This is a genomic window from Kocuria sp. ChxB (assembly GCF_044359605.1).
GTDB lineage: Bacteria > Actinomycetota > Actinomycetes > Actinomycetales > Micrococcaceae > Kocuria > Kocuria rhizophila.
The window spans coordinates 2,381,742-2,408,161 of sequence record NZ_CP121123.1 but is presented as its reverse complement, the minus strand read 5'-3'; the positions used below and the strand labels follow the sequence as shown (position 1 = coordinate 2,408,161).

The following is a 26,420-nucleotide window of genomic DNA, read 5'->3' as shown; positions in this document are numbered from 1 at the left end:
CGTGGCGCGCCCTGTCAGGCGCGGTCCTCGCGCTCAGACTGCTGGGCGGCTTCCGCCGCGCGGGCCGCGGCCGTGCCGGGGCGGTGCTGCTGCACCCACCCCTCCACGATGACCTGCCTGCCCTCGGTGAGCACCAGGGCGCCCGCGGGGACGTCCTTGCGCACGGTGGTCCCGGCTCCCGAGTAGGCGCCGTCGCCCACGGTCACGGGCGCCACGTACATGTTGTCGGAGCCCATGCGGACGTCGTTGCCGATCACGGTGCGGTGCTTGTTCACGCCGTCGTAGTTCACGAACACGGAGGCGGCGCCGATGTTGGAGTTCTCTCCGATGGTGGCGTCCCCCACGTAGGAGAGGTGCGGGATCTTGGAGCCGCGCCCGATCGTGGACTTCTTGGTCTCCACGAACGTGCCGATCTTCCCGTCCTCGCCCAGCACGGTGCCGGGGCGCAGGTACGCGAACGGGCCCACGGTGGCGCCCGCGCGCAGCTCGGAGTCGCTGCCGTGGGTGCGCACCACGGTGGCTCCGCGGCCCACGGTCACGTTGGTGAGGGTGGTGTCCGGGCCCACGACGGCGTCCTCGGCCACCCGGGTGCTGCCGTGCAGCTGGGTGCCGGGCAGCACGGTGGAGTCGGCCTCGAGCTCCACGGTGTCGTCGATCCACGTGGTGGCGGGGTCCACGATGGACACCCCGTTGCGCATGTGCCGCTCCAGAGTGCGCTGGTTCAGGTAGTGGCCCAGGGCGGCCAGCTGGACGCGGTCGTTGGCTCCCTCCAGCTCCATGTAGTCCGCCATCTTCAGGGCGTCCACGCGGTGCCCGGCCTCGCGTGCCAGGCGGGGGACGTCCGTGAGGTACTTCTCGGCCTGGGCGTTGTCCGTGTCCACGCGGGACAGCGCGTCGCGCAGCACCGCGGCGTCGAACGCGAAGATTCCGGAGTTGACCTCGGTGACCGCACGCTCGTCCTCCGTGGCGTCCTTGAACTCCTTGATCTCCGTGAACCGCCCCTCGGCGTCCCGAAGGATGCGCCCGTACTTGCCCGGCTCGGGGTGGTCGGCGGTGAGCACCGTGACGGCGTTGCCGTGCTCGGTGTGGTGCGCCACGAAGGCGCGCAGGGTCTCGGCCGTGAGCAGCGGGACGTCGCCGTAGGTCACCAGCACGGTGCCGCTCACGGGGGCCGCGGCGTCGAGCACCTCGAGGCCCGCGTCCACCGCGGAGCCGGTGCCGGGAACGTCCGACTGGTCCGCGGTGAGCACGCCCGGTGCCACGTCCGCGATGTGCTCGGCCACGAGATCGCGCTGGTGCCGGATCACGGCCACGATGCGCTGCGGCTCCAGCTCGCCCGCCACCTTGAGCGCGTGCGCGAGCATGGAGCGCCCGCCGATCTCGTGCAGGATCTTGGGCTTCCTGGACTTCATCCGGGTTCCCTTGCCGGCGGCAAGAACGATGATCGCGGCGGGGTTCTCACCGGTCGTGGCGTGCTGAGGGGTGCTCACGGTCCAGACTCCTCTGGGTGCTCGTGAGGCGGTGGGGGCCATCTTCGCCTCGATGTGTCGTGCGTTCCGCCACTAGGACTCGAACCTAGACTCACGGCTCCAAAGGCCGGTGTGCTGCCAATTACACCATGGCGGAGCGTTGTCACCCGTGGGCGCCAACAAAAGGACGTGCGCCCGCGGGCGCACGAAAAATCACTGTAGCACCTGGGTTCCGCGGCTCAGCACGGTCAGGATCCGCCCCGCGGCGCGCTCCTCGCGGAATCCTGGCAGGGTGCGCGCGAGCGTCGCGGCGTCCTTCGCAGTGATCCCCCGGACGACCACCTGCGCCCGGGCGGCCGCGCGCCGCACGTAGTGCCAGGCGTCGTCGTCGGACTGCCCGGCGGCCCGGGAGCGGGAGACGTCCCACGCCATGGAGGTGACGTCCGCGGAGCTCACGTCCAGGCTCCCCTGCTCGTACTCGCGGTCGAGCAGTGCGAGCAGCATGACCACCTCCTCCACCGCGGTGGCGTTCTGGACCATGAGGCGGACCTCCTGGTGGGAGGCGGCCTCGGCGAGCGCGGCGAGCATCGAGTAGAGCCGCTGCCGCTGGCGTCCGCGGTGGGAGACCCCGCCGAGGGCGAGCACGAGCATCCCGGCGCCCACCCCGCGGCACACGCCCAGGGCGTCGTCGACCTCCGCGAGCACACCCTCGTCCGGCATGTCCTCGTCCACGGCCACAGGGGCCCGCAGCAGCAGCGGGTCCGCCCCGGCCTCGCGCAGCTGCTGGGCGGCCTGGCGGCGCACCCTGGATCCCATGTGGGAGCCCACCGGACGGTCCGCCCCGATGGTGATCTCGACCGGCCCGGGGTGCTCCCGCACGCGGGCCACGGCCGCCGCGAGGTCCTGGGGCTCGTCCAGCACGGTTCCCGCGAGCTCTTCCCCGCCCTGTGATGACTGCATGGCACTCAGTCTCCCACGCCCGGGTGGCAGCGGTGGACGCGGGCGCCCGCCACCCGGCCGTGCGGCGTCGTCGTCCCTGGGCGGGCTCCGCGCACGGGCCACGACGGCGCCCGGGGAGCCCGCCGCCCGCTTGTATCCTTGGCGGGTGGCTCATCTGATCGGCGGAGAAAACCTGCACCTCGAGTACCCCACCAAGACCGTGTTCGACGCGGTCACCGTGGGGATCGACGAGGGCGACAGGATCGGCATTGTGGGCCGCAACGGGGACGGCAAGTCCACGCTCATGCGGCTGCTCGCCGGTCGGATCCCGCCGGACTCGGGTCGCGTGACCGTGCGCTCGGGCACCACCGTGGGCATGCTCGACCAGGCGGACACCCTGGACCCGGGCCAGACCGTGGGCCACGCCGTGGTGGGGGACGTCCCGGACTACGTGTGGGCCGCGGACCCGAAGGTGCGGGACGTGGTGGGGGGCCTGGTCTCGGACGTGGACTGGGACACCCCCGTGGGCCAGCTCTCCGGCGGGCAGCGGCGCCGTGTGGCGCTCGCGAGCCTGCTCACCGGGGACTGGGACGTGATCTTCCTGGACGAGCCCACCAACCACCTGGACGTGGACGGCATCACGTGGCTCGCCAAGCACCTGAACAGCCGGTGGTCGAAGAACTCCGGCGCCCTGGCCGTGGTGACCCACGACCGCTGGTTCCTGGACGCGGTCTGCACGGACACGTGGGAGGTGCACGACCGCGTCGTCGAGCCCTTCGAGGGCGGGTACGCCGCGTACGTGCTGCAGCGCGTGGAGCGGGACCGCCAGGCCGCCGTGGTGGAGCAGAAGCGCCAGAACCTCATGCGCAAGGAGCTCGCGTGGCTGCGCCGCGGCGCCCCGGCACGCACGTCCAAGCCGAAGTTCCGCATCGAGGCCGCGAACACCCTGATCGAAGACGTGCCCCCGCCGCGGGACACCGTCTCCCTGTCCCGGATGGCCGTGTCCCGGCTGGGCAAGGACGTGGTGGACATCGAGGACGTCTCGGTCTCCTTCCCCGCCGCGGACGGCTCCGGCACCACCCGTGTGCTGGAGGACGTCACGTGGCTCATCGCCCCCGGCGAGCGCACCGGCATCCTGGGCGTCAACGGCGCGGGCAAGTCCACCCTGCTGGGCCTGGTCACCGGGGACGTGCAGCCCACGTCCGGTCGGGTCAAGCGCGGGAAGACCGTGAAGATCGCCACGCTCACGCAGCAGCTGGACGAACTCAAGGACGTCGCGCAGGACCGCGTCTCGGACGTGGTGGCGCAGAAGAAGACCTCGTACCTGACCGGCGGCAAGGAGATGACGCCCACGCAGCTGCTCGAACGGCTCGGCTTCACCTCCGCGCAGCTGAAGACCCCGGTCAAGGACCTCTCCGGTGGCCAGAAGCGGCGCCTGCAGCTGCTGCTGATCCTGCTGGACGAGCCCAACGTGCTGATCCTGGACGAACCCTCCAACGACCTGGACACGGACATGCTCGCCGCCATGGAGGACCTCCTGGACACGTGGCCCGGCACGCTGCTGGTGGTCTCCCACGACCGCTACCTGCTGGAGCGCGTGACCGACCAGCAGTACGCGGTGATAGACGGCCGCTTCCGGCACCTGCCCGGCGGGGTGGACGAGTACCTCGCGCTGTCCTCCGCGGCGGCCTCGGGCTCCGCCGCGGGCTCGGCAGGGGCGTCCAACCCGCTCGCGGGCGGCGCGTCCTCCGCGGCGTCCGGTCCTGCGGGCGACGACGCCGCGTCCCGGCCCGCGGGCAGGCTCGCCCTGGGCGGCGCGGAGGCCCGCGCGGCGCAGAAGGAACTGGGCGCCGTCGAGCGCAAGCTGCAGAAGCTGCAGAAGGAGGTGTCCGGCCTGGACGACACCATGGCCGCCGCGGACCCCTCCGACTTCGAGGGCCTCGGCAAGCTCGCGGCGCAGAAGACGGCGCTGCAGGACGAGATCGACGAGCTGGAGCTGCGCTGGCTCGAGCTCGGCGAGGCGCTCGAGTAGCTTCCGGGTTCAGTCCGCGCGGTCGGCCGTGGGCCGGGCGGGGAACGGGTCGTGGAACTGCGACCACACCGCAGGACCCGCCGCGAGCTCGTCGTCCGTGAGCGCAGCGTCGTCGAACGCGCGGCGCAGCGCCGGGACGTCCAGATCCAGTCCGATGATCCCGAGGTCCTGACCCAGGGCCAGCAGCTCGTCCCGCTCCCCCATGTCCTCGTCGCGCGCAAGCGGTGAGAGGCAGATCATCCGGCCCACGTGGTTCCACTGCGCGATCACGTGCGAGCGGGTGGCCAGGCGGCAGAACCCGGCGGAGCGCAGCACGGTGCCGAACTCGCCCGTCTCGATCCGGTGGTCGAGCAGGTCCCCGAGCCGCTGCGGGTGCAGGGGGCGGACGTTCTCGTAGCGCAGCGAGCTCACGTGGGGATCCGTGACCCAGGGATCGTGCTCCCCGTTGAGCAGGGTGACCCACCCCGAGCGCCCCCGCTCCCCGGGTGCACCACGGAACGAACGAGACGGCCTCGGTCACGGGTCCGGGCAGAGCCCCACCCGCGGGGCGGGCACGAGCATGCGACCGGTGCACCGGGCCAGCTCGCGGGCGAACCGAGAGCGCTCCGGGGCGCAGCTGCCCACCACTGCTACGACGTCGACCGGTTCCATGGGGCCTCCCTGGGTTGTGCTGGGTGCAGCAGCCCGTGCGCAGCCGTCGCACCCGAGGGCGCCCCGCCCCGGAGCCGGGTGGTCGAGGACGTGCGGACCAAATGTAACGGTTCTCGTTATGCCGTGCCGGGAGGCCCAGGGACAGTCGCGGCCCCGCTCGGAGCGTTCCGAGCGGGGCCGCGACAGGGTCCGGGGAGCGTGACGGCTCACTCACTCCAGTCGTTGGTCCGGATGACCTCCACGAAGTCGTCCCGCTCGAACGAGGGGTCGAAGTGGGCCAGCACGTCGGCGTTCATGGTGCCGAACGTGGAGCCCGGACGGTGCTCCATGCCATGGTGGAAGGCCCGGAGGATGCGGTTCTTGAAGTCCGGGCGGGGGTGGGCGTCCACCACCGCCCGGCGCTGGGCGTCGGTGAGCTGGTCGAAGTGCATGCCCAGCACGTCCGTCTCCACGCCGGCGCTCACCAGCGCCACCTCAGGCGCCATGAACTCGGGGACGCCCGGGGTGGTGTGCAGCGCAATGCCCAACCACGCGGTGTGCGCCCGCTCGTGGGAGGCCCCGCGCTTCATGAGGAACTCGAAGACCTCGTTGGCACCGTCCACCTCGAAGCGCAGGGTGGAGCCCTTGTGATCCTCGGTGAGGCCGCGGTCGTGGAACATGGCCCCGGCGTACAGCAGCTCGTGGTCCACGCTCAGCTCCTGCACCTGCCCCAGCAGCGCCCCGAAGAAGTAGACGCGGCGGGAGTGGTGGTAGAGCAGGTCGTCCTCGGTGTCCCGGACGTACTCGGTGACGTCCCGGGTCAGTGCGGTGTCCGGTACGGCGATCCCGGCAACGGCGTCTGTCATGGTGGCGCTCCTCTGCGGTTCGGTCCCACGGACCCGGCCCTCCGGCGTCCGTGGCGTGACCCGTTCATTCTCGCGCGCGGCCCCGCCCGCGGGCCAGCCCCGGGCCCGTCCGAGGGGCGGGCCGCAACCCGGGTGCGGGCCGGTCCGGGATGGGTGCGCGAGTCGGATCCAGGCAGCGCGTGGAGCCGGGCCCGGTGGCGGCTGCGGGTCGGCCGGTGGCGCGTGCCCCGCCGGGGACACTCGCCGGCAGAGCCGCAGCCCGGTCGTCACCGGCCGGGCACGGGCCCGGCCGGTGCGGCGGCGTGCCGCGGACTCAGTCCGCCGCGCCGAGGTCCACGACCTCGAACTCGAGCAGCGAGGCCCCGGTGGCCACCGGCTTGCGGTCGCCGCCGGCGTGGGCGGCCTTCGCGCTGCCGTCCCGCCACGCCTCGAAGTCCTCCTGCGTAGCCCACGTGGTCACCACGTAGTAGCGGTTATCCCCCGCCACGGGGCGCAGCAGCTGGAAGCCCTCGAAACCGGGCTCGCCGTCCACCGAGTGCCTGCGTGCGGCGAAGCGCGCCTCCAGCTCCTGGCCGGAGCCCTCGGGAACCTCGATGGCGTTGATCTTGACGACGGACATGGTGCCTCCTCGTGTGTGGGTTGACGGCTGCCACTGTAGGACCGCCGGGTGACCGCTGGCTGGGACCGCGCCCTCAGCGGGTGGACACGGCCTCGGCCGCCTCGTCCGCGGCCCGACGCCCGGCCCGGATGGCGCCGTCGATGTAGCCGGCCCACACGGTGGCCGTCTCCGCACCGGCCCACGCGAGGCGACCCACGGGCCGGGAGAGCTCCGCCCCCACCGTGGTCCACAGCCCCGTGCCGAACCGGCCGCCGTAGCAGCCGCGCGTAAAGGGCTCCTCCGACCAGTTGCGCTGCAGCACCTCGCGGGGGTGCCGGGCGGCGTCCCCGAAGAACGTGCCGAGGTCCTCGAGCACCCGCTGCCGCCGGGTGGCCTCGTCCAGGGCGTTGAACGCGCGGGCGTGGCGGCCCTCCACGAACGCCACCAGGATCCCGTGCGAGGAGTCCGGGACGCAGTTGTCGTAGACCAGGGACACGTCGTGGTCCAGACTCAGCACGGTGCCGCTGAGGCCCTCGGCCCGCCAGAACGGCGTCTCGTACTCGACCTGGAACTTGATCACCGCGCCCGGGCTCATCTGGGAGTGGGCGATGTCCCGGCCCGCGGGCAGCGGGGGTGCGTAGCGCACGCGTGAGGCCATGACCGGCGGCAGCGCCACCACCACGCCCGCGCACCGGACGTCCCCGGCCGAGGTCTGCACCCGCACGGGCCGCGGCTGCCCGGACGACGACGCCGCGTCCCACCCCGAGATCCCCAGCACCTCCGCGCCGAGCATCACCCGCTCCCCCAGCCGCTGCGCGAGGCGTTCGGAGAGCTGGTGGGTGCCGCCGAGGATCCGCGACTCCTGGGCCCCGCCGATCGTGAGCATCATGCGGTGCAGCCCGCCGCCCGAGGCCAGGTAGACGAGCATGTGCAGCGCGGAGTACTCGTCGCTCTCGGCCGCGAAGATCGAGGCGAGCAGGGTGTGCGCGAAGCGGCGTGCGACGTCGTCCCCGCAGTGCGCGTCCACCCACTGGGCGGCCGTGACCCGGTCCAGCTCGAGCGCGTCCGGCGAGCGCCACGGCTGCTCGGTGTCCACGCGCGCGGTGGTGGTGTCGACGAGGCGCACGAAGTCCTGGAACGCCCGGGCGGCGTCGGGCCCGAGGCCGAAGGAGTCGTCGTCGCCCTCGCGCCGGGAGCCGTCCGCGAAGAGCAGCGAGCGGCCGGTGTCGTGCACGGTGAACGTCTCCAGCCCGAGCCGCCGCGCGAGCGCCAGCACCTCGTCCTGCGTGGGGCCCACCCACTGCCCGCCCAGCTCGATGGGTGTCCCCGAGGCGAAGTGCCCGCCCTCCGTGCGCCCGCCCACGCGGTCGCGGGCCTCCAGGACCAGCACGTCCAGGCCGCGGTCCACCAGTCGTTCCGCGGCGGAGAGCCCGGAGATCCCGGCCCCCACGACGATCACATCGGCAGAACCGAGAGAGCCTGCAGGGCGTTGGGATGATGCCTTCATGGACGTCTCCTGTCTCATAGTTTGTTGTCGTGCTCCCGGATCGGCGACAGCGTGCCGGGCGCCAGGCCCAGCCTCGCTTCCCACGGAACGGCTATCCGCTCGACATACTCACTGCGGTGGCCGTATCCCACCAGCATGTGTGCGTTGAGCCCGTCGAGCAGTGCGATTGCCTCCCACGCGCAGGCGCGAGCGTCAACATCCGCGAACTCGCCGGACGAGACCCCACGGGACACCAGCCCAGACACGAGGTCCTCCCAGCGTCGCATCATGGTGCGCACCACCTCTGCCGTACCGGGGTGGTGGCGACCCAGACTCCAACCGTCCAGCCAGATCGCCGCGTGTGCCGCCCGGCGCGGGCTGCTCATGAGCCCGATCAGAGTCCTCACCCCGTCCACGGCGTCTGCGATCCCCTCAAGGCAGCGGGATGTCTGGAGGAACTCCTCTTGCAACAGCGCGTGGCACACGTGCGCCCTCAACGCCGCCATGTCGGGTTCGTAGTGAACCACCAGCGCGTGCGTGACGCCCAGCTCGGAGGCGATGCCGCGATGCGTGAGTTGTTGAAGTCCCACCCGCAACGCCTGGGATGCGGCGGCATCCCGGATCTGCTGATGCCGCTGGGCGCGGCCGAGCCGACGCCGTGGGCTTCCCGGGTCCGGTCCCTCAGGTTCCGTGCAGTTCGCCGCAGAATCAGCCCTTGACACCCTTCTTCGCCCCCTCTTACGCTCGGCGCACGTGATATTTACCACATGGTCAATTAGAAGAGGTGTGCCGCCCTGGGTCAAGGGGGGCGCAACCTCGGAGACTGCCGCAGTTTGCTGTCCGCACTGTCACTCTTCCCGGGGCACACCCCCAAGGAGCCGCCCCATGACCACGTCATCCCGCCGCGATGGATCTGGCACGCCGGACGCGAACGGCACGTTGCGCCAGTCCATGGGGGTTCCCACCCTGGTCTTCTTCGGGCTCTCCTACATGGTGCCGATGACTGTGTTCACCACCTACGGGATCGTCAACGAGATCACAGGCGGCTTCCTATCCACCGCCTATCTGCTCACGCTGCTCGCCATGCTCTTCACTGCGTGCAGCTACGCGTTCATGGGCAAGGTCGTCCCCTCGGCAGGATCGGCGTACGCCTACACAAGAGTTGGTCTCGGCAGCGGAGCCGGCTTCCTCACGGGGTGGACCGTGATGATCGACTACATCCTTCTGCCGATGCTGAACTACCTGCTGATCGGGCTCTATCTCGGTGAGCGATTTCCCGCCGTACCCGCATGGGTATTTTCCCTCACGGCGCTGGCCCTGGTCACGGGCCTGAACATCGTGGGAGTCGCCGCCGTGAAGAGCGCGAACGTAGTTCTGGTCCTCCTCCAAGTCGTCTTCTTCGGGATTTTTTTCGTCTACGCGGCCCGGGCCTTCGACCCCTCGGTGCAACCTCTCGACCCGTTTATCGGACCGGGCTTTGACGTCACTGCTGTGGCGGCCGGCGCCGCAGTGCTGTGCCTGTCGTTTCTGGGCTTCGATGCGGTATCAACCATGGCCGAGGAAGCGAGGGAGCCTCGCCGGTCCGTTCCCCGCGCCGTCATCCTGACCACCGTGATCGGTGGTGCGTTCTTCGTCTCCGTGGCATGGTTCGCGCACATGGCCGGACCCGAAGTCATGGTCGGTGACGCCGCCGACGTCGCGGCCATCTCCTTGCTCGCCAACATCGGCGGAAACCTCCTGACCGCCCTCTTCCTCGCGGCCTACGTCACGGGCGCCCTGGGATCCGCGCTGGCCTCCCAGGCGTCCGTCTCACGCATCCTGTTTGCCATGGGACGAGACGGGCTGCTGCCCCGAAAACTCTTCGGTACGGTCTCCCCCCGTTTCCGCACGCCAGTGGGTGCGATCCTCGTCGTCGCCGCCATCTCCCTCAGCGCCCTGGTGGCAGACGTCGACTTAGTGGCATCCATCGTCAGCTTTGGCGCGCTCAGCGCTTTCACCATGGTGAACCTGAGTGTCATCGCCACATATCTGGTGCGGGCCGAGCGCCGAACGATCAGCACATACTTGCTCTACGGCGTGATCCCCGCGGTGGGGTTCCTCCTCACTGCCTGGCTGTGGACCAGCCTGACACCCGTCGCGGTAGTCCTGGGACTCACATGGATGGTCATCGGCGTCTCTCGGTTGCTGTGGCACACCCGGATGTTCTCTCGCCCCGTGCCGCGCATGCACCTCAGCGAGTAGTGGAACCCGGGACCACCTCGAACTCGCTGCGCCCTGCGGCCACGTCCGCGCTGAGCAGGCGCACCCGGATCTCGCTGCCGAGCCGCAGGCCCGGGGCCTTGAGACCGGCCTCGACCGCGGGCTCCCGGATCACGATGGTGCCCCGGGTGCCGTCCTCCTTGACGTCCACCACGGTGGCCGTGAACTCCTGACCCACATGGGCCGAGAGCACGAGGGTCTCCACCATGTTCACGATTCCCCGCTCGTACGCGGAGGCCCTGCGCCCGGAGATCTCCATCTCGGCGGGCAGCTGCGGCAGCGCCTGCAGCACCCACTCCGGCACCGGGCGGCCTGCAGCCACGGCCAGGCACACCTCGCTGCCGTAGCGGTCCACGAGTCGGCGCAGCGGAGCGGTCACGTGGGCGTAGGGCGTGGCCAGGGCGGAGTGCTCGCGGTGCTGCGGTGCGGCGCCGTCGAACGCCTCGTAGCCCGCGCCGCGGAACAGCAGGGTGCACGCGTGCAGCATCGCGGCGTGCGTGCCCCGCGAGGGGTCCAGCCCGCGCACGAACTCCGGGTAGGAGACCTCGTCCGGCCACGGGATCTGCAGCGCGGCCGCCGTGACGCGCAGCTTCTGGACCGCCGTGTCCGTGGCGGGCGGGAGCACCCGCAGCAGCCCGACCCCCGCGCGGAGCATCAGCTGGGCCGCCGCGATGCCCGTGAGCAGGGAGACCTGGGCGTTCCAGCCCTCCACGGGCAGGGCGCTGCGGTGCACCACGCGCCACTGCCGCTCCTCCACCACCACTTCCTGCTCGGGGATCCGCAGGCTCACCCCGCCGCGCTCCCGTTCGATCCGCTCCCGCAGCAGCCCCACGGTGCGCAGCAGCTGCAGGGAGGGCTCCGCGGTCCCGGCATCCAGGCGGTCCTGCACGTCGCGGTAGCTCAGCTGCGCCCGGCTGCGCACGAGGGCGCGCTCCACCCCGGTGTCCACCAGCTCGCCGCGCGCATCCAGGCCCAGCCGCCACAGCACCGCCGGACGCACCACTCCGGGCAGCAGGCTCGCCGCGTCCTCGGACAGTTCGGGCGGGTGCAGCGGCGTGCGCTGGTGCGGGGCGTAGAGGGTCTGCCCGCGCCGGTGCGCCTCCAGGTCCACGGGGTCCCCGGGTGCCACGAAGGCGGCGACGTCCGCGATGGCGTACCAGAGCGTGAACCCGTCCGGCACGGCCTCGATCAGCACGGCCTGGTCCAGGTCCCGCGAGCCCTCGGGGTCGATGGTCACGAGCTCCAGGTCCGTGCGGTCGGTGCCCGGGAGGCGCGGTGCGGCGGCGGCTGCCGCGGCGGCGTCGTGGACCTCCGGCGGGAAGTCGTCCGGGATGGCGAGCTCATGGCGCAGGGCCTCCAGCGCTGCCACGAGCGGCTCGGGGACGGGATGGACCTGCTGCGGACGAATGGCCATGCCCACTCCTCACCCGGGCACGTCACCCGAGGAGTTCCGCCCGGGCGCGCCCCGGTCCGGACGAACCGTGCTGACACGCGTGTGCTGCCCCGATTGTGCCCCGGGTAGCCCGCGCGTACCGGTTCATCCGCGCGCGTCCACCCGCGCCCCGGGGGCGGGACCGTTCACCGGGAGCGCGAGCCGGCCCTCCCGTGCGAGGGCGTCGGCGAGCTGCCGGGCGGCGTCGTCGGTCGGGGCCAGGAAGCACACGGTGGGCCCGGAGCCGGAGACCCAGCCGGTGAGCGCCCCGAGCCGCGCACCGTGCTCGAGCACGTCCGCGAGCTCCGGGAGCAGGTGCAGGGCCGGTGCCTGGAGGTCGTTGCGGACCAGCGCGGCGAGCGCCCCGGGGTCCGCCGGGTCGAGGGCCGCGAGCGCCCGGGGGGACGCCGGGTCCGGTGCGCCGGTGCCCGACAGCCCGTGGGCGGCATCCCACCGGCGGTACACCGCGGGGGTGGAGAGGCCCCGGTCCTGCGGGGCGAACACCAGGTGCAGCAGCCCGTCCGTGGGAACCGGTTCCAGCTCCGTGCCCGTGCCGCGGCCCACCGCCGCGCCGCCCAGCAGCATGAAGGGGACGTCCGCCCCGAGCTCTGCGCCCAGTCGCCGCAGCTCCTCGGGGGCCAGCTCCGGGATGCCCAGGTGCCGCGCCACGAGGTCGTTGACCGCCACCAGCGCGGCCGCCGCATCCGCGGACCCGCCGCCCATGCCGCCGGCCACGGGCACGGCCTTGCGGATGTGCAGTGCCAGGCCGGACTCGGAGGCACCCACGGCGTCGCACACCGCCCGGGCCGCCCGGACCGCGAGGTTGCGCGCGTCCAGGGGAATGTCCGACAGCCGCGCGGCACCCTCCGCGACCATCCGCGCGTACCCGCTGCCGGGCGCCGGTTCCACGGTCACGGCGACACCCTCGCCCGCGTCGCGGGCCGGGTCCAGCGTGGCGGTCACCGTCTCGCGCAGGTCCACCGCGAGGAACAGGGTCTCCAGCGGGTGGTAGCCGTCCGGGGTGGGGCTTCCCACGTGCAGCAGCAGATTGGTCTTGGCCGGTGCGCTCGCGGTGACCCACCGGGGCGCCACGGTCATGCCGGATCCCCCGGTGTCTCCTCCGGGTGCGTGCCACGCACCTCGCCCGGCGCCGCGACCGCGGTCTGGCTGCGGCCCGCCAGTGGGGCTCCGTTGGCGCCAGGGCCCTCGTCCCGACGCGCAGCGGGGACCTCGTTCGCAACCGAACCCCCACCCACGACCGGGGTGGCCTCGGTCAGGGACGTGGGCGGGGCGTCGTCGGCGGCCAGGGTGTTGGCGGCCTCCGCGATGCGCGCGAAGTCGACGACCCCGAGCTTCTCCCCGCGTTCGGCGGGGTCCACCCCGGCGGCGCGCAGGATCCCCTCGGCGCGCGCACCGGAGCCGGCCCAGCCGCTCAGGGCGGCCCGCAGGGTCTTGCGCCGCTGGGCGAACGCGGCGTCGACCACCGCGAACGTGGGCACCCGCAGGCGCTCCTCGGCGGGCGGCTCTCGGCGCTCGAGCCGCACCAGGCCCGAGGCGATCTTGGGTGCTGGCCAGAACACGTTCTTCCCGATCACCCCGGCCTTGCCGACCTCCGCGTACCACGTGGCCTTCACGGACGGCACGCCGTACACGCGCGAGCCCGGGCCGGCGGCCAGGCGGTCCGCGACCTCGTCCTGGACCATCACGAGCCCGTGCCGGATGCTCGGGAAGGTCGCCAGGATGTGCAGCAGCACGGGCACGGCCACGTTGTACGGCAGGTTGGCCACGAGCGCCGTGGGCTCGGCGCCGCCGGGCAGCTCACGCACGCGGGCGGCGTCGGCCTGCACCACGCTCAGCCGCGGTGCGGCGTCCGGGAAGAAGCGTGCGACGGTCTCGGGCAGCTGCCGTGCGAGCGGCGGGTCGATCTCCACGGCCGTGACCGCCGACGACGCCGCCAGCAGCCCCAGCGTCAACGAGCCCAGCCCGGGCCCCACCTCCAGGACGTGCTCCTCCGGCGTGAGGTGCGCGGCGGCCACGATGCGGCGGATGGTGTTGGGGTCGATCACGAAGTTCTGACCCAGGGTCTTGGTGGGGCGGATGCCCGCCCGCTCGGCGAGTTCCCTGATCTCGGCGGGGCCCAGCAGGGGCCCGGCTGCGCTGTGCTCGGTCACCGGACAATCCTACGGGGCGGGGCATGTCCACGCCCCACTGCGGCCTGAGGAGAGGTTCTGCCCCGGATTGCTGCGAGAATCACGGCAGAACCTCTCCCCACGCGTCACCGGGCGCGGGCCGCCCCTCAGAACTGCCCGTACACCGTCCGCGAGGTGTCCCAGATCCGGCGGCACAGGGTCTCCAGCTCCGCGTCCAGCAGCTGCGCCATCCCGCGCACCGTGTGGTTCACCATGTACGGCGCGTTGGGCCGGCCCCGGAACGGGTGGGGTGTGAGGAACGGGGCGTCCGTCTCGCACAGCACGAGCGCAGGATCCGCGACCCGCAGGGCCTCCTGCAGCGCCTTGGCGTTCTTGAACGTCACGGTCCCCGCGAAGGACATGTACCAGCCGTTCCGGTTGCACACGCGCGCGAGCTCCGCGTCCCCGGAGAAGCAGTGGAACACCGTGCGTTCCGGGGCCCCGGCGTCCCGCAGGATGCGCAGGACGTCCTCGTGGGCCTCGCGGTCGTGGATCTGCATCGCCAGGTCGTGGCGTTTTGCCAGCTCGATGTGGGCGCGGAACGACTCCTCCTGCGCCGCGAGCCCCTCCTCCGGGGTGTGCACCCGGTCCATCCCGGTCTCCCCCACGGCCCGCACCCGCTCCTGCGCCGCGAGCGCCTCGATCTCCCGCAGCGCCGCCTCCAGCTCACCGCGGTGCGCCAGCTGAGGTGCCTCGTTGGGGTGCAGCGCCACGGCCGCGAGCACGCCGGGCACCGCCTGGGCCGCCGCCACCGCGAACCGCGAGGACTCCACGTCGCACCCGGCCTGCACCACGCCGGCCACGGAGGCGTCCCGCGCGGTGGCCACGGCGTCCGCCACGGACACGCGCACCAGCCCGTCCTGCATGTCCAGGTGGGTGTGGTTGTCCACCACGGGGTGCGGCAGGGGCTCGGGCAGCGCGGGGAATCGGAGGTTGCGCTTCTGCCCGTGGACATCGGTGTCCGCACGCCGCTCGGTGCCCTCCCCGTTCGGGGCGCCGGCCGCCAGCGCGTACCGCTCGGGGTCGTAGGCGGCGGGGGTCTCCCCGGGAACGGGGGCGGGGCGCTCGCCGTGCGGCCACAGGGACTCGGTCAGGGCTGTCTCGATCACGGCTCCACGATAGGCGACGACGCCGCCCGGCCCGCCCGCGCCGACCCGCACCGCCCGGTCCGCGCGCCGCCCGCGGACCCGGACAGGGGTGCGGCCGCAATGCGCGCGGACCTGCGCAATTCCTGAGAACATGGTCCCCGGACCACCCCCGCCCGTTACCTTGTGAGTGCCTCCGATGGTCGGGGGTCTGGTCGCTCGGCCGGGTATGGCTTTGTTGCCCTGCCATTGATGGTCCGGGGGGTGTTGCCGCCCGGTCGAGAGACACGCGTTGACCGCTGATAGGGACACGGCCCGCCGCCGTGGTGGCGAGGTCTCTTCGTAACGTGGGTGCCGGCATCGGGTGTCAAGACTGCGACCAGCGATGGTGCGCCAAGGAGGCTCATCATGGAGAACCGTTTCGCGGTAATCATCGGCCTGGATGTGGGCAAGACCGCCCACCACGGGTGCGCGCTGGATGCGACCGGGCACAAACTGTTCGACAAACCCCTCCCGCAGGACGAGACCCAGCTGCGGGAGTTGTTCACCAGCCTGCAGGAGCGTGGTGAGGTGCTGATGGTCGTGGACCAGCCCAACACCATCGGGGCGTTGCCGATCGCGGTGGCCAGAGACACCGGCTGCGCTGTGGCGTATCTTCCCGGGTTAGCTATGCGAAAAGCAGCAGACCTGTATCCGGGAAGATCGAAGACCGACGCCAGAGACGCGTTCATCATCGCCGACACCGCCCGCACCATGCCCCACACGCTGCGGCAGGTCGACCATGACAACGAGGTCCTCTCCGCGCTGAAAGTCCTCGCCGGGTTCGACGAGGACCTCGCCCACGAGACCACCAGGGCGTTGAACCGGATCCGTTCGCTGCTCACCCAGATCCACCCCGCACTAGAACGTGTCTTCCCCGGCGGGACCCTCTCCACCGACCTCGTGCTGGAGCTGCTAGAGAAGTTCGGAGGCCCCACCGGGTTCACGTCCGCTGGGCGGGCGGGTTTTGAGGTTCGCTCGTTCCCATTCTCGCCGCGATCCCTCTGCGCTGGTCGAGAAGATCTTCACGGCGCTGAGCGAGCAGACCGTGACAGTGCCGGCGACCGCGGCGGTCGAGCTCGTGATCCCCAGGGTGGCCGGGCAGGTCAAGGAGTTGAAAGCGCAACGGGCCACGGTCGCCCACGAAGTCGAGGCCATGCTGGAGGACTTCCCTCTCGCCTCGGTCTTGATGAGCATGCCGGGGATCGGCATCAAGACCGCAGCCCAGATCCTCCTCGCGATCGGCGATGGCACCGGGTTCGAGACCGCGGGCCACCTGGCCGCGTATGCGGGCATCGCCCCGATCACACGGCGATCAGGGACGTCGATCCGTGGTGAGTTCCCCGCTCGTTCGGGCAACAAACGATTGAAGAACGCACTGTTCTACTCCGCGTGGATCGCCTCGAATCGCGACCCGATCTCGAAGGCCTACTACGATCGCAAACGAGCCGAAGGAAAACGACACAACGCCGCCGTGATCTGCCTGGCCCGTCGTCGTTGCAACGTCATCTTCGCGATGCTCCGCAACGGCACCTACTACCAACCACCCACCGCCCCTACCCCCGAACCAACCGCTCTCGCGGCTTGACTCGGAACATAGGGACACCCCCCATGCCCGTGAGACGAGGAAATATGGAGCAGTTCGCCACCCACACCCAGGCCGTCCTGGACCGCATGAACGCGGTCATCGACGGCAAGCCCGCCGAGACCCGCACCGCACTGACGGTGCTGCTGGCCGGGGGTCATCTGCTGGTGGAGGACGTTCCGGGCGTGGGCAAGACCATGCTCGCGCGCACGCTGGCGGGGGCGATCGGCGGTTCGGTGAGCCGCATCCAGTTCACCCCAGACCTGCTGCCCACGGACATCACGGGCGTCTCGGTCTACGACCAGGTGCGCCGGGAGTTCGAGTTCAAGCCGGGCCCGGTGTTCGCGAACATCGTGATCGGGGACGAGATCAACCGCGCGTCCGCCAAGACCCAGTCCGCGCTGCTGGAGGCCATGGCGGAGGGTCAGGTCACCGCGGACGGCACCACGTACCGGCTGCAGTCCCCGTTCATGGTGGTGGCCACGCAGAACCCCGTGGAGATGGACGGCACGTTCCCGCTCCCGGAGGCCCAGCGGGACCGTTTCACGGCGCGGATCTCCATGGGCTACCCGGACGCGGACGCGGAGGTCGCCATGCTCTCGGACCACGGTTCCGGCTCTCCCCTGGCTGGGCTGGAGCCCGTGCTGGACGTGGACCAGGCCCGCCTGCTCGTGCAGCACGTGGCGTCCCTGCACGTGTCCACCGCGGTGCGCCGCTACATCGTGGCGCTGTGCCAGGCCACACGCTCCCACCCCCACCTGCGCCTGGGGGCGAGCCCCCGCGCCGCCCTGCAGCTGCAGGCGGCCGCCCGCGCGCAGGCCGCCCTGGCCGGCCGGAACCACGTGCTGCCGGACGACGTCAAGGACGTGGCGGTTCCGGTTCTCGCCCACCGCCTCATCCTGGAGCGCCGCTCGGGTGCGGACAGCACCCAGGAGATCGTGCGCGGCATCCTCGACGACGTCCGCGTCCCCACCGAAGACGCCCCGCAGACCCGATGAGGGCCACCACCTCTCGCGTGGACTCGCGCGCCAAGTTCACGCCGCGCGGGTGGTGCTTCCTGGTCGCGGCGGTGCTGTGCCTCGCGGCGGCCACGTGGCTCGGACGCAAGGACGTGCTGGCGCTGTCCCTCTTCCTGGGCGCCGTCCCGCTGCTGGCCTCGCTCGCCATGTGGCTCGTCAAGCCCCGGGTGCTGCTCAAGCGCTCGGTGGATCCTGCCCTGGTCACGCTCGGCGACGCCGCCCTGGTGGCCCTGAGGATCCGACGCCGCTCCGCCTTCGGCTCCCGTGCGCGCACCCCGGGGTCCACCTCCACGGAGCGCGCCGCCGTGGACGTCCACGAGACGGTGGACCCGCTGCTGGGCACGGACCAGGACTTCTCGGTCCCGGTGTCCGGCGCGCCCGTGACGTACACGGTGCGCCCGCGACGTCGGGGGGTTCACGAGCTGGGCCCCGCCACGGTGCGCGTGAGCGATCCGTTCGGGGTGGTGACCGAGCTGCTGGACGTCGCGGAGCACACGTCCCTGCACGTGGCGCCCGATCCCGAGCCCCTCAGCGAGCACGGGGTGTCCATGGTCCCGGAGACGGGCAACGATCCGTCCCGCCGAGCGCAGCCCCAGCCGGGGCCGGACAACGTGACCACGCGCGAGTACCGCCACGGTGACCCGATGCGCCGGGTGCACTGGGCGGCGTCGGCCAGGCACGGTGAGCTGATGGTGCGCCAGGAGGATCCGCGCAGCACGCGCCGGGCTGTCCTGGTCCTGGACTGCGTGGCGCAGCACTGGCCCGGCGCCACGGTGCGGGCCGGGGTCCTGGAGTCCACCGAGGAGTTCGAGTGGGCCGTGCGCGCGACCGCCTCCGTGCTGGAGCACCTGACCCGCCGCGAGACCGTGGTCCACGCCCTGGACGACCAGGGCCGCGCCCTGCCGCGCGGTGACGCGGAGAGCGCCGAGCTGCGGGACACCGCGGTCACGGACACCACGGCCACCGAGGTGGTCCACGGGCTGGCACGGGTGGCGCCCGTGCCCCGCCCCGAGCCGGAGGCGGCGCACGACCCCTTGACCGCGCGCCTCGACCGCGAGGGACTCAGCCACCCCGTGATGCTCTTCACGGGCCGGCTGTCCGAGGCGGCCGCCCGCCGCTACGTGCAGGCCACCGCGGGCTGCCCGGCGAGCTCGGTGGTCATGGTGGTGGACCCGCCGCTGAACCGCCCCGCCAGCGCGGCCGTGTTCGAAGCCGCGGGCTGGTCCGTGGTCCTCGTGAGCTGCTGGACCGACGTCGACGCCGCCTGGCTGGCCCTGCGCGGCGGCGGCACCCTGATGGCCCCCCGTCCTCCCGCCCCGGGAACCACCCAGCTGGGCATGGACGAGATGATGCGCCGCACCCCCCGAAGGACCACCGCATGAGCTCCCCCGATCCTTCGTCCCGCCGCACGCCGTGGGACCGCACGCCGAACCCTGCGGACGACGCCGTCGCCTCGGACCGTGCGGCCGACGCACCACCCCAGGACCATGCGAGCGGCGGTGCCGCGCGCCGGGAGACTCCCGGTGGCAATCCCACCGAACGCCCCCTGGGCGGCACCACTGCCGCGGCGACCGGCCGAGCCGGCGGAGCGGAACCCGCTGGCACCCCGGGCCAGGCCCGCAGGCCGCGCCGGGCCACCGGTGCCGGCCGCGCGGAGACCGCACCGCGGCGGCGTCGTTCTGGCGGCGCCGCCCCGACCGGCGGACCGGGCTCCGCACCGCGGCTGCGGGTGCCGGAGCTGTCTCTGCTGCTGCTCGTGAGCACCGCCCTGGGGTGCGTGGGACTGGCCGACGCGCTGAGCGGCACGTGGTGGATCCTGCCCGTGGCGGCAACCGTGGTCACCGTGCTGCTGGTGACCGGTGCCGCGCGCTGGCTGCGGCTGCCCTCGGTGCTCGTCACGGTGCTGGGACTCGCCGCGCTGCTGCTCGCGCTGACGGTGGTGCACCTGAGCGATCACGCGCTGCTGGGGTTCGTGCCCACCGGGGAGACCTTCTCCGCCGCCTCCTCGCTCTGGCGGTCCTCGGGTGACTTCGTGGCTCGCGACGCCGCACCCTACGGCGAGGACCCGGGGCTGTCCTTCGTGCTGTGCGCCCTGGTGGGCCTGGTCACGGTGTTCATGGAGACCGTCCTGGTGGGCCTGCGCATGGCGGGGCTGGCGTGCGTGGGGATCCTCACGCTGCAGCTGGTGCCGGCCCTGACCCTGCCCGACAGTGTCAGCACGCTGGGACTGGCGGCCGCCGCCCTCGCCGCGCTCACACTGCTGGCCGGCTCCCGGATCTGGGGCGCCACCCGCGACCGCCGGATCGCCCCGGCACCGGGAGGGCTGCCGCGCGCCCTGCTCGTGATCGCGGGAGTGCTCGCGGTCGTGCTGCTCGTGCCCTCGGTGATGCCGGGGTTCTTCAACGGCGCGTTCCCCCAGGGCAGCTCGCTGACGTCCGGGCGCGCCTCCGGCGTGGGACCGCTGCGCGCCGTGGGCCAGGACCTGCGCTCGGCGGAGGACGCCCAGCGCTTCAGCTACACCACCTCGGACGGCCAGGCGCAGTACATGCGCCTGCTGACCCTCTCGGACTTCTCCCAGGACGAGTGGTTCCCGGACACCGAGGGCCTGGACGAGAACCTCTCCGCGCTCGGCGGTGCCGCCCGCGAGGCCGTGCCCGGCGGCACGGAGGTGACCACCAAGGTCACGTTCGACGACTACGACGAGCACTGGCTGCCCGCCCCCTACGCCCCCGCCGACATCTCCGGGCTGGGCGAGGACGGGTGGGGATGGAACCCGCAGGACCTCACCGTGCACAGCGCGGCCACCGGGATGTCCGGCGCGAGCTACACAGTGACCTCGGTGCAGCCGCAGCCCACCCCCGAGACCCTGCGCCAGGTACCCCCGGCGTCCGCGGACCCCGCGATGACCGAGTACCTCAAGCTGCCCGCGGACCGTCCGCAGTCCCTCTCGGACGCCGCCCGGCAGTTCACGGAGGGAGCGGGAACGGACTACGACCGCGCCCTGGCGCTGCAGAACCACCTGCGCCGGGACTTCCAGCACGACGTCAACGCTCCCCTGGCCCAGGGCTACGACGCCGGCGGGATGAGCTCCATGGACACGTTCATGTCCACCCGCACGGGCTACTCGGGGCACTTCGCCCCCGCCATGGCCCTCATGGCCCGCGAGGTCGGAATCCCCGCCCGGGTGGCCGTGGGCTATCTCCCCACGGCCGCCACCGCGGAGGACGGTGCCTCGTTCACCGTGGGCACCGGGGACGCCCACGCGTGGCCCGAGCTGTACTTCGAGAACGTGGGGTGGGTGCGCTTCGAACCGACCCCCGGCGTCCCGAGCACACCCGGCTGGGCCCCGGAGACCCCCCAGGAACAGGGCGACGCCGCCGCCTCCCCCGCACCGGGCGCCTCGCAGCCCGAGCCCGGCACGAGCGAGGGTCCCGGCGAGCAGCCCAGCGAGCCCGCCTCCGAGCCGCCCAGTGACCCGGCCTCCCAGCAGCCAGGACAGAGCGGCGCCACGGACGAGCCCGCCCCGCAGGAGCAGCAGCCAGCAGGGCTTCGGCTGCCGTGGTGGGCCGTCGCGGCCGCGACAGCGGTCCCCCTGCTGCTCGTGCTCGCGGCGCTGCCCCGGTGGCTGCGCGGGCGGCGTCGGCGGGCGCGGGTCCGCGCGATGCAGGACACCTCGCTGACCCCGCAGCGCCGGGCGAACGCCGCGTGGGACGAGTTCCTGGCCCTCGCCGTGGACCACGGCGCGGCCTCCCGGGTCTCGGACACCCCGCGGGCGCGGGCCAGCCGGCTCGCGGCGGGGATCCCTGCGGCACAGCCGGCCGTGGACCGCGTGGTCGCGGACCTGGAGAGCGCGAGCTACGGCGCACCGGACTCCTCGTGGATCCCCCGGACCACCCCGGAGAACCTCGCGACAATCCGGGACGAGTTCCGCCGCAAGGCCTCCCGCGGGCAGCGGTTCCGTGCCACGTGGTGGCCGGCCTCCCTGTTCGGAGGATCCCGCCGCTGACGACGACGCCGCCCGCGCGCCCGGGCGAGCGGGCGGCATCGTCCAGCAGCGCAGAGCATGAGGCGCACCTCAGGCCTCACCGTGGGCGGGACTTTCGCGGCGGGTCAGAACCGACGGCGCGCGGGCGCTCCTGCGGGTCTCAGGCGCGACCCCGGGCGGCGATCACGGCGTCGTACAACCGGCGGGTGCTCACGCCGCGGTCGGTGGCCACCTGGCGCGCGGCGGCCTTGAGCTTGATCTCGTGCGAGGCCACGAGCGCCTCGACCTCCCCCACCAGGTCCTCGGGCTCCGGCGCGGGTGCGGGCGCGGCCCCGTGGACCACCACCACAATCTCGCCGCGCACCTGGTTCCCTGTGGCCCACGCGACGAGCCCGTCGAGGTCGTCCCGCAGCACCTCCTCGTGGAGCTTGGTCAGCTCCCGGCACACCGCGGCGCGGCGGTCCCCGCCGAGGGCGTCGCGCACCGCCGTGAGCATCTCCGCGAGCCGGTGCGGGGACTCGTAGAAGACCATGGTGCGAGGCTCCTGCGCGAGCGCGGCCAGGTGGGCGGCGCGCTCCCCGGTCTTGCGCGGCAGGAACCCCTCGAAGGTGAAGCGGTCCGTGGGCAGGCCGGAGACGGCGAGCGCCGCGAGCACGGCGGACGGGCCGGGCAGCACCGAGACGGGCAGCTCCGCCTCCGCCGCGGCGCGCACCAGGGGGAAGCCGGGGTCCGAGACGGTGGGCATGCCCGCGTCCGAGAGCACCGCGACGGTCCGCCCGGCCCGGACCTCGTCCAGCAGCTCGCCGGCGCGGGAGTTCTCGTTGTGCTCGTGGTGCGTGACGATCCGCCCGGACACCGTGACGCCGAGCCCCGTGGCGAGACGGTGCAGGGTGCGGGTGTCCTCCACGGCGAGGACGTCCGCGGTGCGCAGCACGTCCTTCAGCCGCTGGGAGGCGTCCGAGAGGTTGCCGATGGGGGTGCCCACGACGACCACGGCGCCGGGGCCGCCCCCTCGGGGGCCGTCCTCGGTCGGTGCCTGCTCGTCGCTGCCGGATGACGGGGTCGATGCGTGCGAATTCACAGTCCCACTCTACGAACCCCGTCCAGTCGCGGCGCGCAGGCGCCCCGTCCGCGCAGCCGCGGGCGCACCGCACGGTCCTTCGGGTCGGCGCCCTACCATGGGGGGCGTGCCCTCGACTGCCCTCACCCCCGCAGGCCCCCCGGCCGTCCGCAGCTCCGACCGTTCGCTGGGCGAGCTGCTGCTGCCCGCCGTGACCCGGCTGCCGCACCTGTGGTGGGTTCCCCTGCTGCTTGTCACGGTCCTGGGCGGTGTGGTCCGCTTCGTCGGCCTGTCCTCCCCGCACGCCGTGGTCTTCGACGAGACCTACTACCTCAAGGACGCCTACTCGCTGCTGCTGCACGGCACCGAGCAGCAGTGGCCGGAGAACGCGGACGAGGGCTTCGTCTCGGGGATGATCCCACCGGTGGAGGACCAGCCGTCCTTCGTGGTGCACCCGCCCCTGGGCAAGTGGCTCATCGCGATCGGGCTGTGGCTGTTCGGCGCGGACGACCCGTTCGGCTGGCGGTTCTCCGCAGCGCTGTTCGGCACGCTGTCCATCGCCCTGGTCTGGTGGGCGGGCTGGCTGCTGTTCCGCTCGGTGTCCCTGGCCACGATCGCGGGGCTGGTGACGGCCCTGGACGGGCTGCACCTCGTGGAGTCCCGGCTGGCGCTGCTGGACATCTTCCTCATGTTCTTCCTGCTGCTCGCGTTCGTCTTCGCGCTGCTGGACCGAGACGACGGCCGACGCCGCCTGGTCGCCCGCTGGAACGGCTCCGCCCTGGGCCCGTGGCTGGGGGTGCGCTGGTGGCGGGTGGCCGCGGGCGTGGCGTGCGGCGCGGCGGCCGCGGTGAAGTGGAACGCCCTGTTCAGCATTGGCGCCCTGGGGATCCTGGTGGTGCTCTGGGACATGAACGCCCGCCGAGTGGCCGGGGCCCGGCACTGGTTCACGGGAGCGGTGCTCAAGGACGGCCCGTGGGGCTTCCTCACCATGATCGGCGTGGGGCTCGTGACGTACGTGGTCACGTGGTCCGGGTGGCTGCTCACGGACTCGGGCTACGACCGGCACTGGGCCGAGCTGCACCCCGGGGAGGGCCCGCAGTGGCTGCCCCCGGCCCTGCGCTCCCTGTGGGAGTACCACGTGTCCGCGTACTCGTTCCACACCGGCCTGGACTCCCCGCACACCTACATGGCGGGCCCGGCCACCTGGCCGTTCATGGGCCGCCCCACGTCCTACTACTACGAGTCGCCGGGGGCGGGCACGGACGGCTGCACCGTGGACGCGTGCAGCCAGGCGATCCTCAACGTGGGCAACCCCGCCATCTGGTGGGTGGGGATCGCGGCCGTGCTGCTCGGGGTGTGGCTGTGGATCGTGCGCCGCGACTGGCGCTTCGGGGCCCTCGTGGGGGTCTACGCGGCCGGCTACCTGCCGTGGTTCCTCTACCCCGAGCGCACCATGTTCTTCTTCTACGCCCTGTCCTACTTCCCGGCCATGGCGCTGCTGATCGCCGGCGCGGTGGGAGTGCTCACCGGCAGGCTGGGCGTGCCACGGGGCGGCGCGGTGGCGGGCTCCGTGGCGGCCGCGGAGCGGGAACGGGTGGTCTCCCCGGTGTGGGCCCGCAGGTGGCGCACCGTCACGCTCGTGTACCTGCTCGTGGTGGCCGCACTGTTCGTGTTCTTCTGGCCCGTGTGGACCGCCCAGACCATCCCCTACGAGCACTGGCGCTGGCGGATGTGGTTCAGCTCCTGGATCTGATGCTCCGGCGGCGCCGAAGGGTGACCAGCACGGTGGCGAACGCTCCCACCAGGGCCACGAGTGCCACGGTCACGGCGGCGTCCACCCAGAACTGCATGGGGTAGAGCCGGATCAGGGTGTCGGTCACGCTGAACGTCCACGTCCCGGAGCTGAAGAACAGCGAGTGGAACGCGGTGAAGAACTGCTCCCAGCCCAGCAGAGCGGTGGCCGCGGCCACCACGAGCAGGACCACGGTGAGCCAGGCCCCCGCGAACCACGCGGCGGAGGCGGTACCCGGCGCCGTGCGGTGCAGGTACCAGCCCGCGAGCGCGCTGAGCACCAGCAGCACTGCGGCCAGCAGCAGGCCCCACTGCATGACGTGCTGCACGTCCGTCATGTGGGAGACCTCGGACGGCGTGAACGCCAGTCCGCCCTCCGGGCTCACGAGTCCGCCCAGGTACTCGGGCGGCGCGAGGTTCATGATGTAGTCCAGCCCGTACGAGCCGAAGGTCATGCGCTCGTTGAGACCCATGCCCCAGTGGTCGGCGGGGAATCCGGGGCGGTGGTACTCCAGCCACAGGAACGCGGGGGTGGCCACGAGCCGCACGGCCGCCGCCAGCCACAGCACGGGCAGCGTGAGCACCAGGAACGCCTGGAGCACGCGCTGCGCCGGGGTGGGGCGGGGCGCTCGGACCCGGGCTGCGGAGGAACCGGGCGCGCTCACCAGTTGCCGTGCCAGTTCTCGTCCGCATAGTGCTCGAACGGGATGTTCCAGTCCCCGTAGCCGTCGTCCGGGTCCGCCTGGGGGTAGTCGGTGTTGACCACCTCCACCATGTCGCCCGGGCGGAAGACGTCGTACATGTAGGACGCGCCCTCCGGGGGCATGCCCACGCACCCGTGGGAGACGTTCGCCACGCCGAGCACCGGCAGCGCGGAGGGAAGGGCCTGGTGGATGAACTCCCCGCTCCACGTCAGCCGGGACACGTTGGAGGCGTCGAACGGCGGGTAGTAGTGCGGGTCGCCGGGTTTCAGGTTCAGGGAGGACGCCTTGAACTCGTAGGACTCCGCCTGCTCGATGATGACCTTCTTGCCCGTGGTGGAGGGCCAGTCCGGGTTGCCCAGGGTCACGGGCCAGCTGCCGGTCTGCTTGCCGTCCACGTAGGACACGAGGGTCTTGGTGGTGTTGTCCACGTAGGCCCGCTGCTCGGCCCCGGTGGTGAAGGTCACGCTCTTGTTCCCGTTGCCGATCATCCCGTTGCCCAGGTCCGTGCCCAGGATGTTCGCCGAGACCGTGACCGAGGAGTGGGGTGTCCACGGCTTGTCCGGACGGAAGCGCAGCTTCTGGTCCGAGTACCAGCGGAACTGGCCCTTCTGGTGGGCCCCCTCCACGGTGATGGCCTTCTCCACGGCCGCCTTGTTCGTCACCGGCTCGGAGAACGTGAACTCGGGAACCTGCCACACGCCGTAGGTCTCGCCGTCCCTCACGTTCAGGCTCACGTCCGCCTCGTGGGCGGCGTCCACGGTGGTGAAGGCGCTCTGCCCCGTGCGCTGCTGGTCGCCGTTGCGTGCGGTGTAGGACACGGTGTAGGTCTCGTTGAACGCCAGGGGCTGCGTGGAGCGCCACTCGCCGTGATTCTCGCTTAGGGAGCCCTTCGCGCTCTCTCCGGTGCTCGCCGCGGTCACGGTCACGTCCGTGAGCTCTCCACCGGACGCCGTCACGACCACCGGGTCCACGGGGTTGACCATTGCGGTGTCCGCCGCCGGGGTCACGCTGACCTCGGGAGCGGCCGACGCGTGCTGCGAGGCCGTGGTGCCGCTCGTCGATGAACCGGGCGCGGCGGCGTCGTCACCCGATCCCGCGCCGCACGCGGTGAGACCCAGCAACGCCACGAGACCCAGGGCGGACAGGGCGGAAGCCCGGGACGAGCGGGACCCGCGGACGCGGAGCCCGGCCTGCTCCGAGGACGGGCGGCGTGGTGACGAGGACGTCATGGAGAACCTCACAGGGGGATCCA

General features: G+C 72.3%; 21 protein-coding genes, 1 tRNA gene and 1 pseudogene. 7 read left to right on the top strand and 16 right to left on the bottom strand.

Annotation, left to right across the window (positions count from 1 at the left end; translation table 11 throughout):
- Positions 1-14: 14 nt before the first annotated feature.
- The 3 genes from glmU to P8S73_RS10575 form a co-directional block, all read right to left on the bottom strand.
- Positions 15-1,532 (bottom strand): bifunctional UDP-N-acetylglucosamine diphosphorylase/glucosamine-1-phosphate N-acetyltransferase GlmU, encoded by a 1,518-nt coding sequence (gene glmU, locus P8S73_RS10585; protein WP_396350388.1) that lies wholly within the window; start codon positions 1,530-1,532, stop codon positions 15-17.
- A 22-nt stretch (positions 1,533-1,554) separates the two neighbouring features.
- Positions 1,555-1,626 (bottom strand) — tRNA-Gln (locus P8S73_RS10580).
- 56 nt (positions 1,627-1,682) lie between these two features.
- Complete coding sequence (locus P8S73_RS10575; RefSeq protein ID WP_396350387.1) at positions 1,683-2,429, bottom strand: hypothetical protein; 747 nt, start codon at positions 2,427-2,429, stop codon at positions 1,683-1,685.
- 145 nt (positions 2,430-2,574) lie between these two features.
- Between P8S73_RS10575 and P8S73_RS10570 the strand changes: the two genes are divergently transcribed.
- Entirely contained in the window at positions 2,575-4,440 is a 1,866-nt protein-coding gene (locus P8S73_RS10570) for an ABC-F family ATP-binding cassette domain-containing protein (RefSeq protein WP_396350386.1), read from the top strand.
- 9 nt (positions 4,441-4,449) lie between these two features.
- Here P8S73_RS10570 and P8S73_RS10565 read toward each other — a convergent pair whose 3' ends face one another.
- From P8S73_RS10565 to P8S73_RS10540, 6 genes are all read right to left on the bottom strand, one after another.
- Positions 4,450-4,851, bottom strand: coding sequence for a GTP-binding protein (locus P8S73_RS10565; protein ID WP_396350385.1), 402 nt, complete (start codon positions 4,849-4,851; stop codon positions 4,450-4,452).
- 105 nt (positions 4,852-4,956) lie between these two features.
- Positions 4,957-5,091, bottom strand: a complete 135-nt coding sequence (locus P8S73_RS10560) for a hypothetical protein (protein ID WP_012398798.1) — start codon at positions 5,089-5,091, stop codon at positions 4,957-4,959.
- Positions 5,092-5,297: 206 nt separating this feature from the next.
- Positions 5,298-5,936 carry a hypothetical protein gene (locus P8S73_RS10555; protein ID WP_012398799.1) on the bottom strand — a complete coding sequence of 213 codons (639 nt, stop codon included), beginning with the start codon at positions 5,934-5,936 and terminating at the stop codon, positions 5,298-5,300.
- Positions 5,937-6,249: 313 nt separating this feature from the next.
- Positions 6,250-6,555, bottom strand: coding sequence for an antibiotic biosynthesis monooxygenase (locus P8S73_RS10550; RefSeq protein WP_112235390.1), 306 nt, complete (start codon positions 6,553-6,555; stop codon positions 6,250-6,252).
- Positions 6,556-6,628: 73 nt separating this feature from the next.
- On the bottom strand, positions 6,629-8,041 hold the full coding sequence (locus tag P8S73_RS10545; protein WP_396350384.1) for a flavin monoamine oxidase family protein: 1,413 nt from the start codon (positions 8,039-8,041) through the stop codon (positions 6,629-6,631).
- A gap of 14 nt (positions 8,042-8,055) precedes the next feature.
- Complete coding sequence (locus tag P8S73_RS10540; RefSeq protein ID WP_144830887.1) at positions 8,056-8,610, bottom strand: TetR family transcriptional regulator C-terminal domain-containing protein; 555 nt, start codon at positions 8,608-8,610, stop codon at positions 8,056-8,058.
- Positions 8,611-8,905: 295 nt separating this feature from the next.
- Between P8S73_RS10540 and P8S73_RS10535 the strand changes: the two genes are divergently transcribed.
- The gene (locus P8S73_RS10535; protein WP_112235393.1) at positions 8,906-10,261 is read left to right on the top strand and encodes an APC family permease; all 1,356 of its coding nucleotides are present in this window, start codon (positions 8,906-8,908) and stop codon (positions 10,259-10,261) included.
- Here P8S73_RS10535 and P8S73_RS10530 read toward each other — a convergent pair.
- From P8S73_RS10530 to P8S73_RS10515, 4 genes are all read right to left on the bottom strand, one after another.
- Entirely contained in the window at positions 10,251-11,693 is a 1,443-nt protein-coding gene (locus tag P8S73_RS10530; RefSeq protein ID WP_396350383.1) for an RNB domain-containing ribonuclease, read from the bottom strand. The two genes, P8S73_RS10535 and P8S73_RS10530, sit on opposite strands and share 11 nt — an antisense overlap.
- A gap of 123 nt (positions 11,694-11,816) precedes the next feature.
- Positions 11,817-12,809 (bottom strand): 4-(cytidine 5'-diphospho)-2-C-methyl-D-erythritol kinase, encoded by a 993-nt coding sequence (locus P8S73_RS10525; protein ID WP_396350382.1) that lies wholly within the window; start codon positions 12,807-12,809, stop codon positions 11,817-11,819.
- Positions 12,806-13,882 carry a 16S rRNA (adenine(1518)-N(6)/adenine(1519)-N(6))-dimethyltransferase RsmA gene (rsmA, locus tag P8S73_RS10520; protein ID WP_396350381.1) on the bottom strand — a complete coding sequence of 359 codons (1,077 nt, stop codon included), beginning with the start codon at positions 13,880-13,882 and terminating at the stop codon, positions 12,806-12,808. The genes P8S73_RS10525 and rsmA overlap by 4 nt, the downstream gene beginning before the upstream one ends.
- 125 nt (positions 13,883-14,007) lie before the next feature.
- Positions 14,008-15,009 carry a TatD family hydrolase gene (locus P8S73_RS10515; RefSeq protein WP_191872895.1) on the bottom strand — a complete coding sequence of 334 codons (1,002 nt, stop codon included), beginning with the start codon at positions 15,007-15,009 and terminating at the stop codon, positions 14,008-14,010.
- 384 nt (positions 15,010-15,393) lie between these two features.
- Here P8S73_RS10515 and P8S73_RS10510 point away from each other — a divergent pair.
- The 4 genes and pseudogenes from P8S73_RS10510 (at position 15,394) to P8S73_RS10495 (ending at position 21,634) form a co-directional block, all read left to right on the top strand.
- Positions 15,394-16,612, top strand: a pseudogene (locus P8S73_RS10510) (IS110 family transposase).
- Between the two features lie 44 nt (positions 16,613-16,656).
- Positions 16,657-17,607, top strand: a complete 951-nt coding sequence (locus tag P8S73_RS10505; RefSeq protein ID WP_052239230.1) for a MoxR family ATPase — start codon at positions 16,657-16,659, stop codon at positions 17,605-17,607.
- A complete protein-coding gene (locus P8S73_RS10500) occupies positions 17,604-19,010 on the top strand; it encodes a DUF58 domain-containing protein (protein ID WP_135010327.1) in 1,407 nt (468 codons plus the stop codon). Before P8S73_RS10505 ends, P8S73_RS10500 begins: the two co-directional genes overlap by 4 nt.
- The gene (locus tag P8S73_RS10495; RefSeq protein ID WP_235005074.1) at positions 19,007-21,634 is read left to right on the top strand and encodes a DUF3488 and transglutaminase-like domain-containing protein; all 2,628 of its coding nucleotides are present in this window, start codon (positions 19,007-19,009) and stop codon (positions 21,632-21,634) included. The genes P8S73_RS10500 and P8S73_RS10495 overlap by 4 nt, the downstream gene beginning before the upstream one ends.
- Positions 21,635-21,773: 139 nt before the next feature.
- On the opposite strand, the gene rsmI is transcribed toward P8S73_RS10495, so the two are convergent.
- Positions 21,774-22,694, bottom strand: coding sequence for a 16S rRNA (cytidine(1402)-2'-O)-methyltransferase (gene rsmI / locus P8S73_RS10490; protein WP_135010329.1), 921 nt, complete (start codon positions 22,692-22,694; stop codon positions 21,774-21,776).
- A 97-nt stretch (positions 22,695-22,791) separates the two neighbouring features.
- Between rsmI and P8S73_RS10485 the strand changes: the two genes are divergently transcribed.
- The gene (locus tag P8S73_RS10485; protein ID WP_135010331.1) at positions 22,792-24,426 is read left to right on the top strand and encodes a dolichyl-phosphate-mannose--protein mannosyltransferase; all 1,635 of its coding nucleotides are present in this window, start codon (positions 22,792-22,794) and stop codon (positions 24,424-24,426) included.
- Here P8S73_RS10485 and P8S73_RS10480 read toward each other — a convergent pair.
- A complete protein-coding gene (locus tag P8S73_RS10480; RefSeq protein WP_039100933.1) occupies positions 24,410-25,129 on the bottom strand; it encodes a TIGR01906 family membrane protein in 720 nt (239 codons plus the stop codon). The genes P8S73_RS10485 and P8S73_RS10480 overlap by 17 nt on opposite strands.
- A complete protein-coding gene (locus P8S73_RS10475; RefSeq protein ID WP_135010333.1) occupies positions 25,126-26,397 on the bottom strand; it encodes an Ig-like domain-containing protein in 1,272 nt (423 codons plus the stop codon). Before P8S73_RS10475 ends, P8S73_RS10480 begins: the two co-directional genes overlap by 4 nt.
- Positions 26,398-26,420: the final 23 nt, after the last annotated feature.

Coding starts and splice junctions, on each gene's coding strand:
- P8S73_RS10545 (WP_396350384.1), bottom strand. CDS start 8,041: ATGAAGGCATCATCCCAACGCCCTGCAGGCTCTCTCGGTTCTGCCGAT.
- glmU (WP_396350388.1), bottom strand. CDS start 1,532: ATGGCCCCCACCGCCTCACGAGCACCCAGAGGAGTCTGGACCGTGAGC.
- P8S73_RS10500 (WP_135010327.1), top strand. CDS start 17,604: ATGAGGGCCACCACCTCTCGCGTGGACTCGCGCGCCAAGTTCACGCCG.
- P8S73_RS10550 (WP_112235390.1), bottom strand. CDS start 6,555: ATGTCCGTCGTCAAGATCAACGCCATCGAGGTTCCCGAGGGCTCCGGC.
- P8S73_RS10505 (WP_052239230.1), top strand. CDS start 16,657: ATGGAGCAGTTCGCCACCCACACCCAGGCCGTCCTGGACCGCATGAAC.
- P8S73_RS10555 (WP_012398799.1), bottom strand. CDS start 5,936: ATGACAGACGCCGTTGCCGGGATCGCCGTACCGGACACCGCACTGACC.
- P8S73_RS10485 (WP_135010331.1), top strand. CDS start 22,792: ATGGGGGGCGTGCCCTCGACTGCCCTCACCCCCGCAGGCCCCCCGGCC.
- P8S73_RS10560 (WP_012398798.1), bottom strand. CDS start 5,091: ATGGAACCGGTCGACGTCGTAGCAGTGGTGGGCAGCTGCGCCCCGGAG.
- P8S73_RS10525 (WP_396350382.1), bottom strand. CDS start 12,809: ATGACCGTGGCGCCCCGGTGGGTCACCGCGAGCGCACCGGCCAAGACC.
- P8S73_RS10475 (WP_135010333.1), bottom strand. CDS start 26,397: ATGACGTCCTCGTCACCACGCCGCCCGTCCTCGGAGCAGGCCGGGCTC.
- P8S73_RS10535 (WP_112235393.1), top strand. CDS start 8,906: ATGACCACGTCATCCCGCCGCGATGGATCTGGCACGCCGGACGCGAAC.
- P8S73_RS10530 (WP_396350383.1), bottom strand. CDS start 11,693: ATGGCCATTCGTCCGCAGCAGGTCCATCCCGTCCCCGAGCCGCTCGTG.
- P8S73_RS10575 (WP_396350387.1), bottom strand. CDS start 2,429: ATGCAGTCATCACAGGGCGGGGAAGAGCTCGCGGGAACCGTGCTGGAC.
- P8S73_RS10495 (WP_235005074.1), top strand. CDS start 19,007: ATGAGCTCCCCCGATCCTTCGTCCCGCCGCACGCCGTGGGACCGCACG.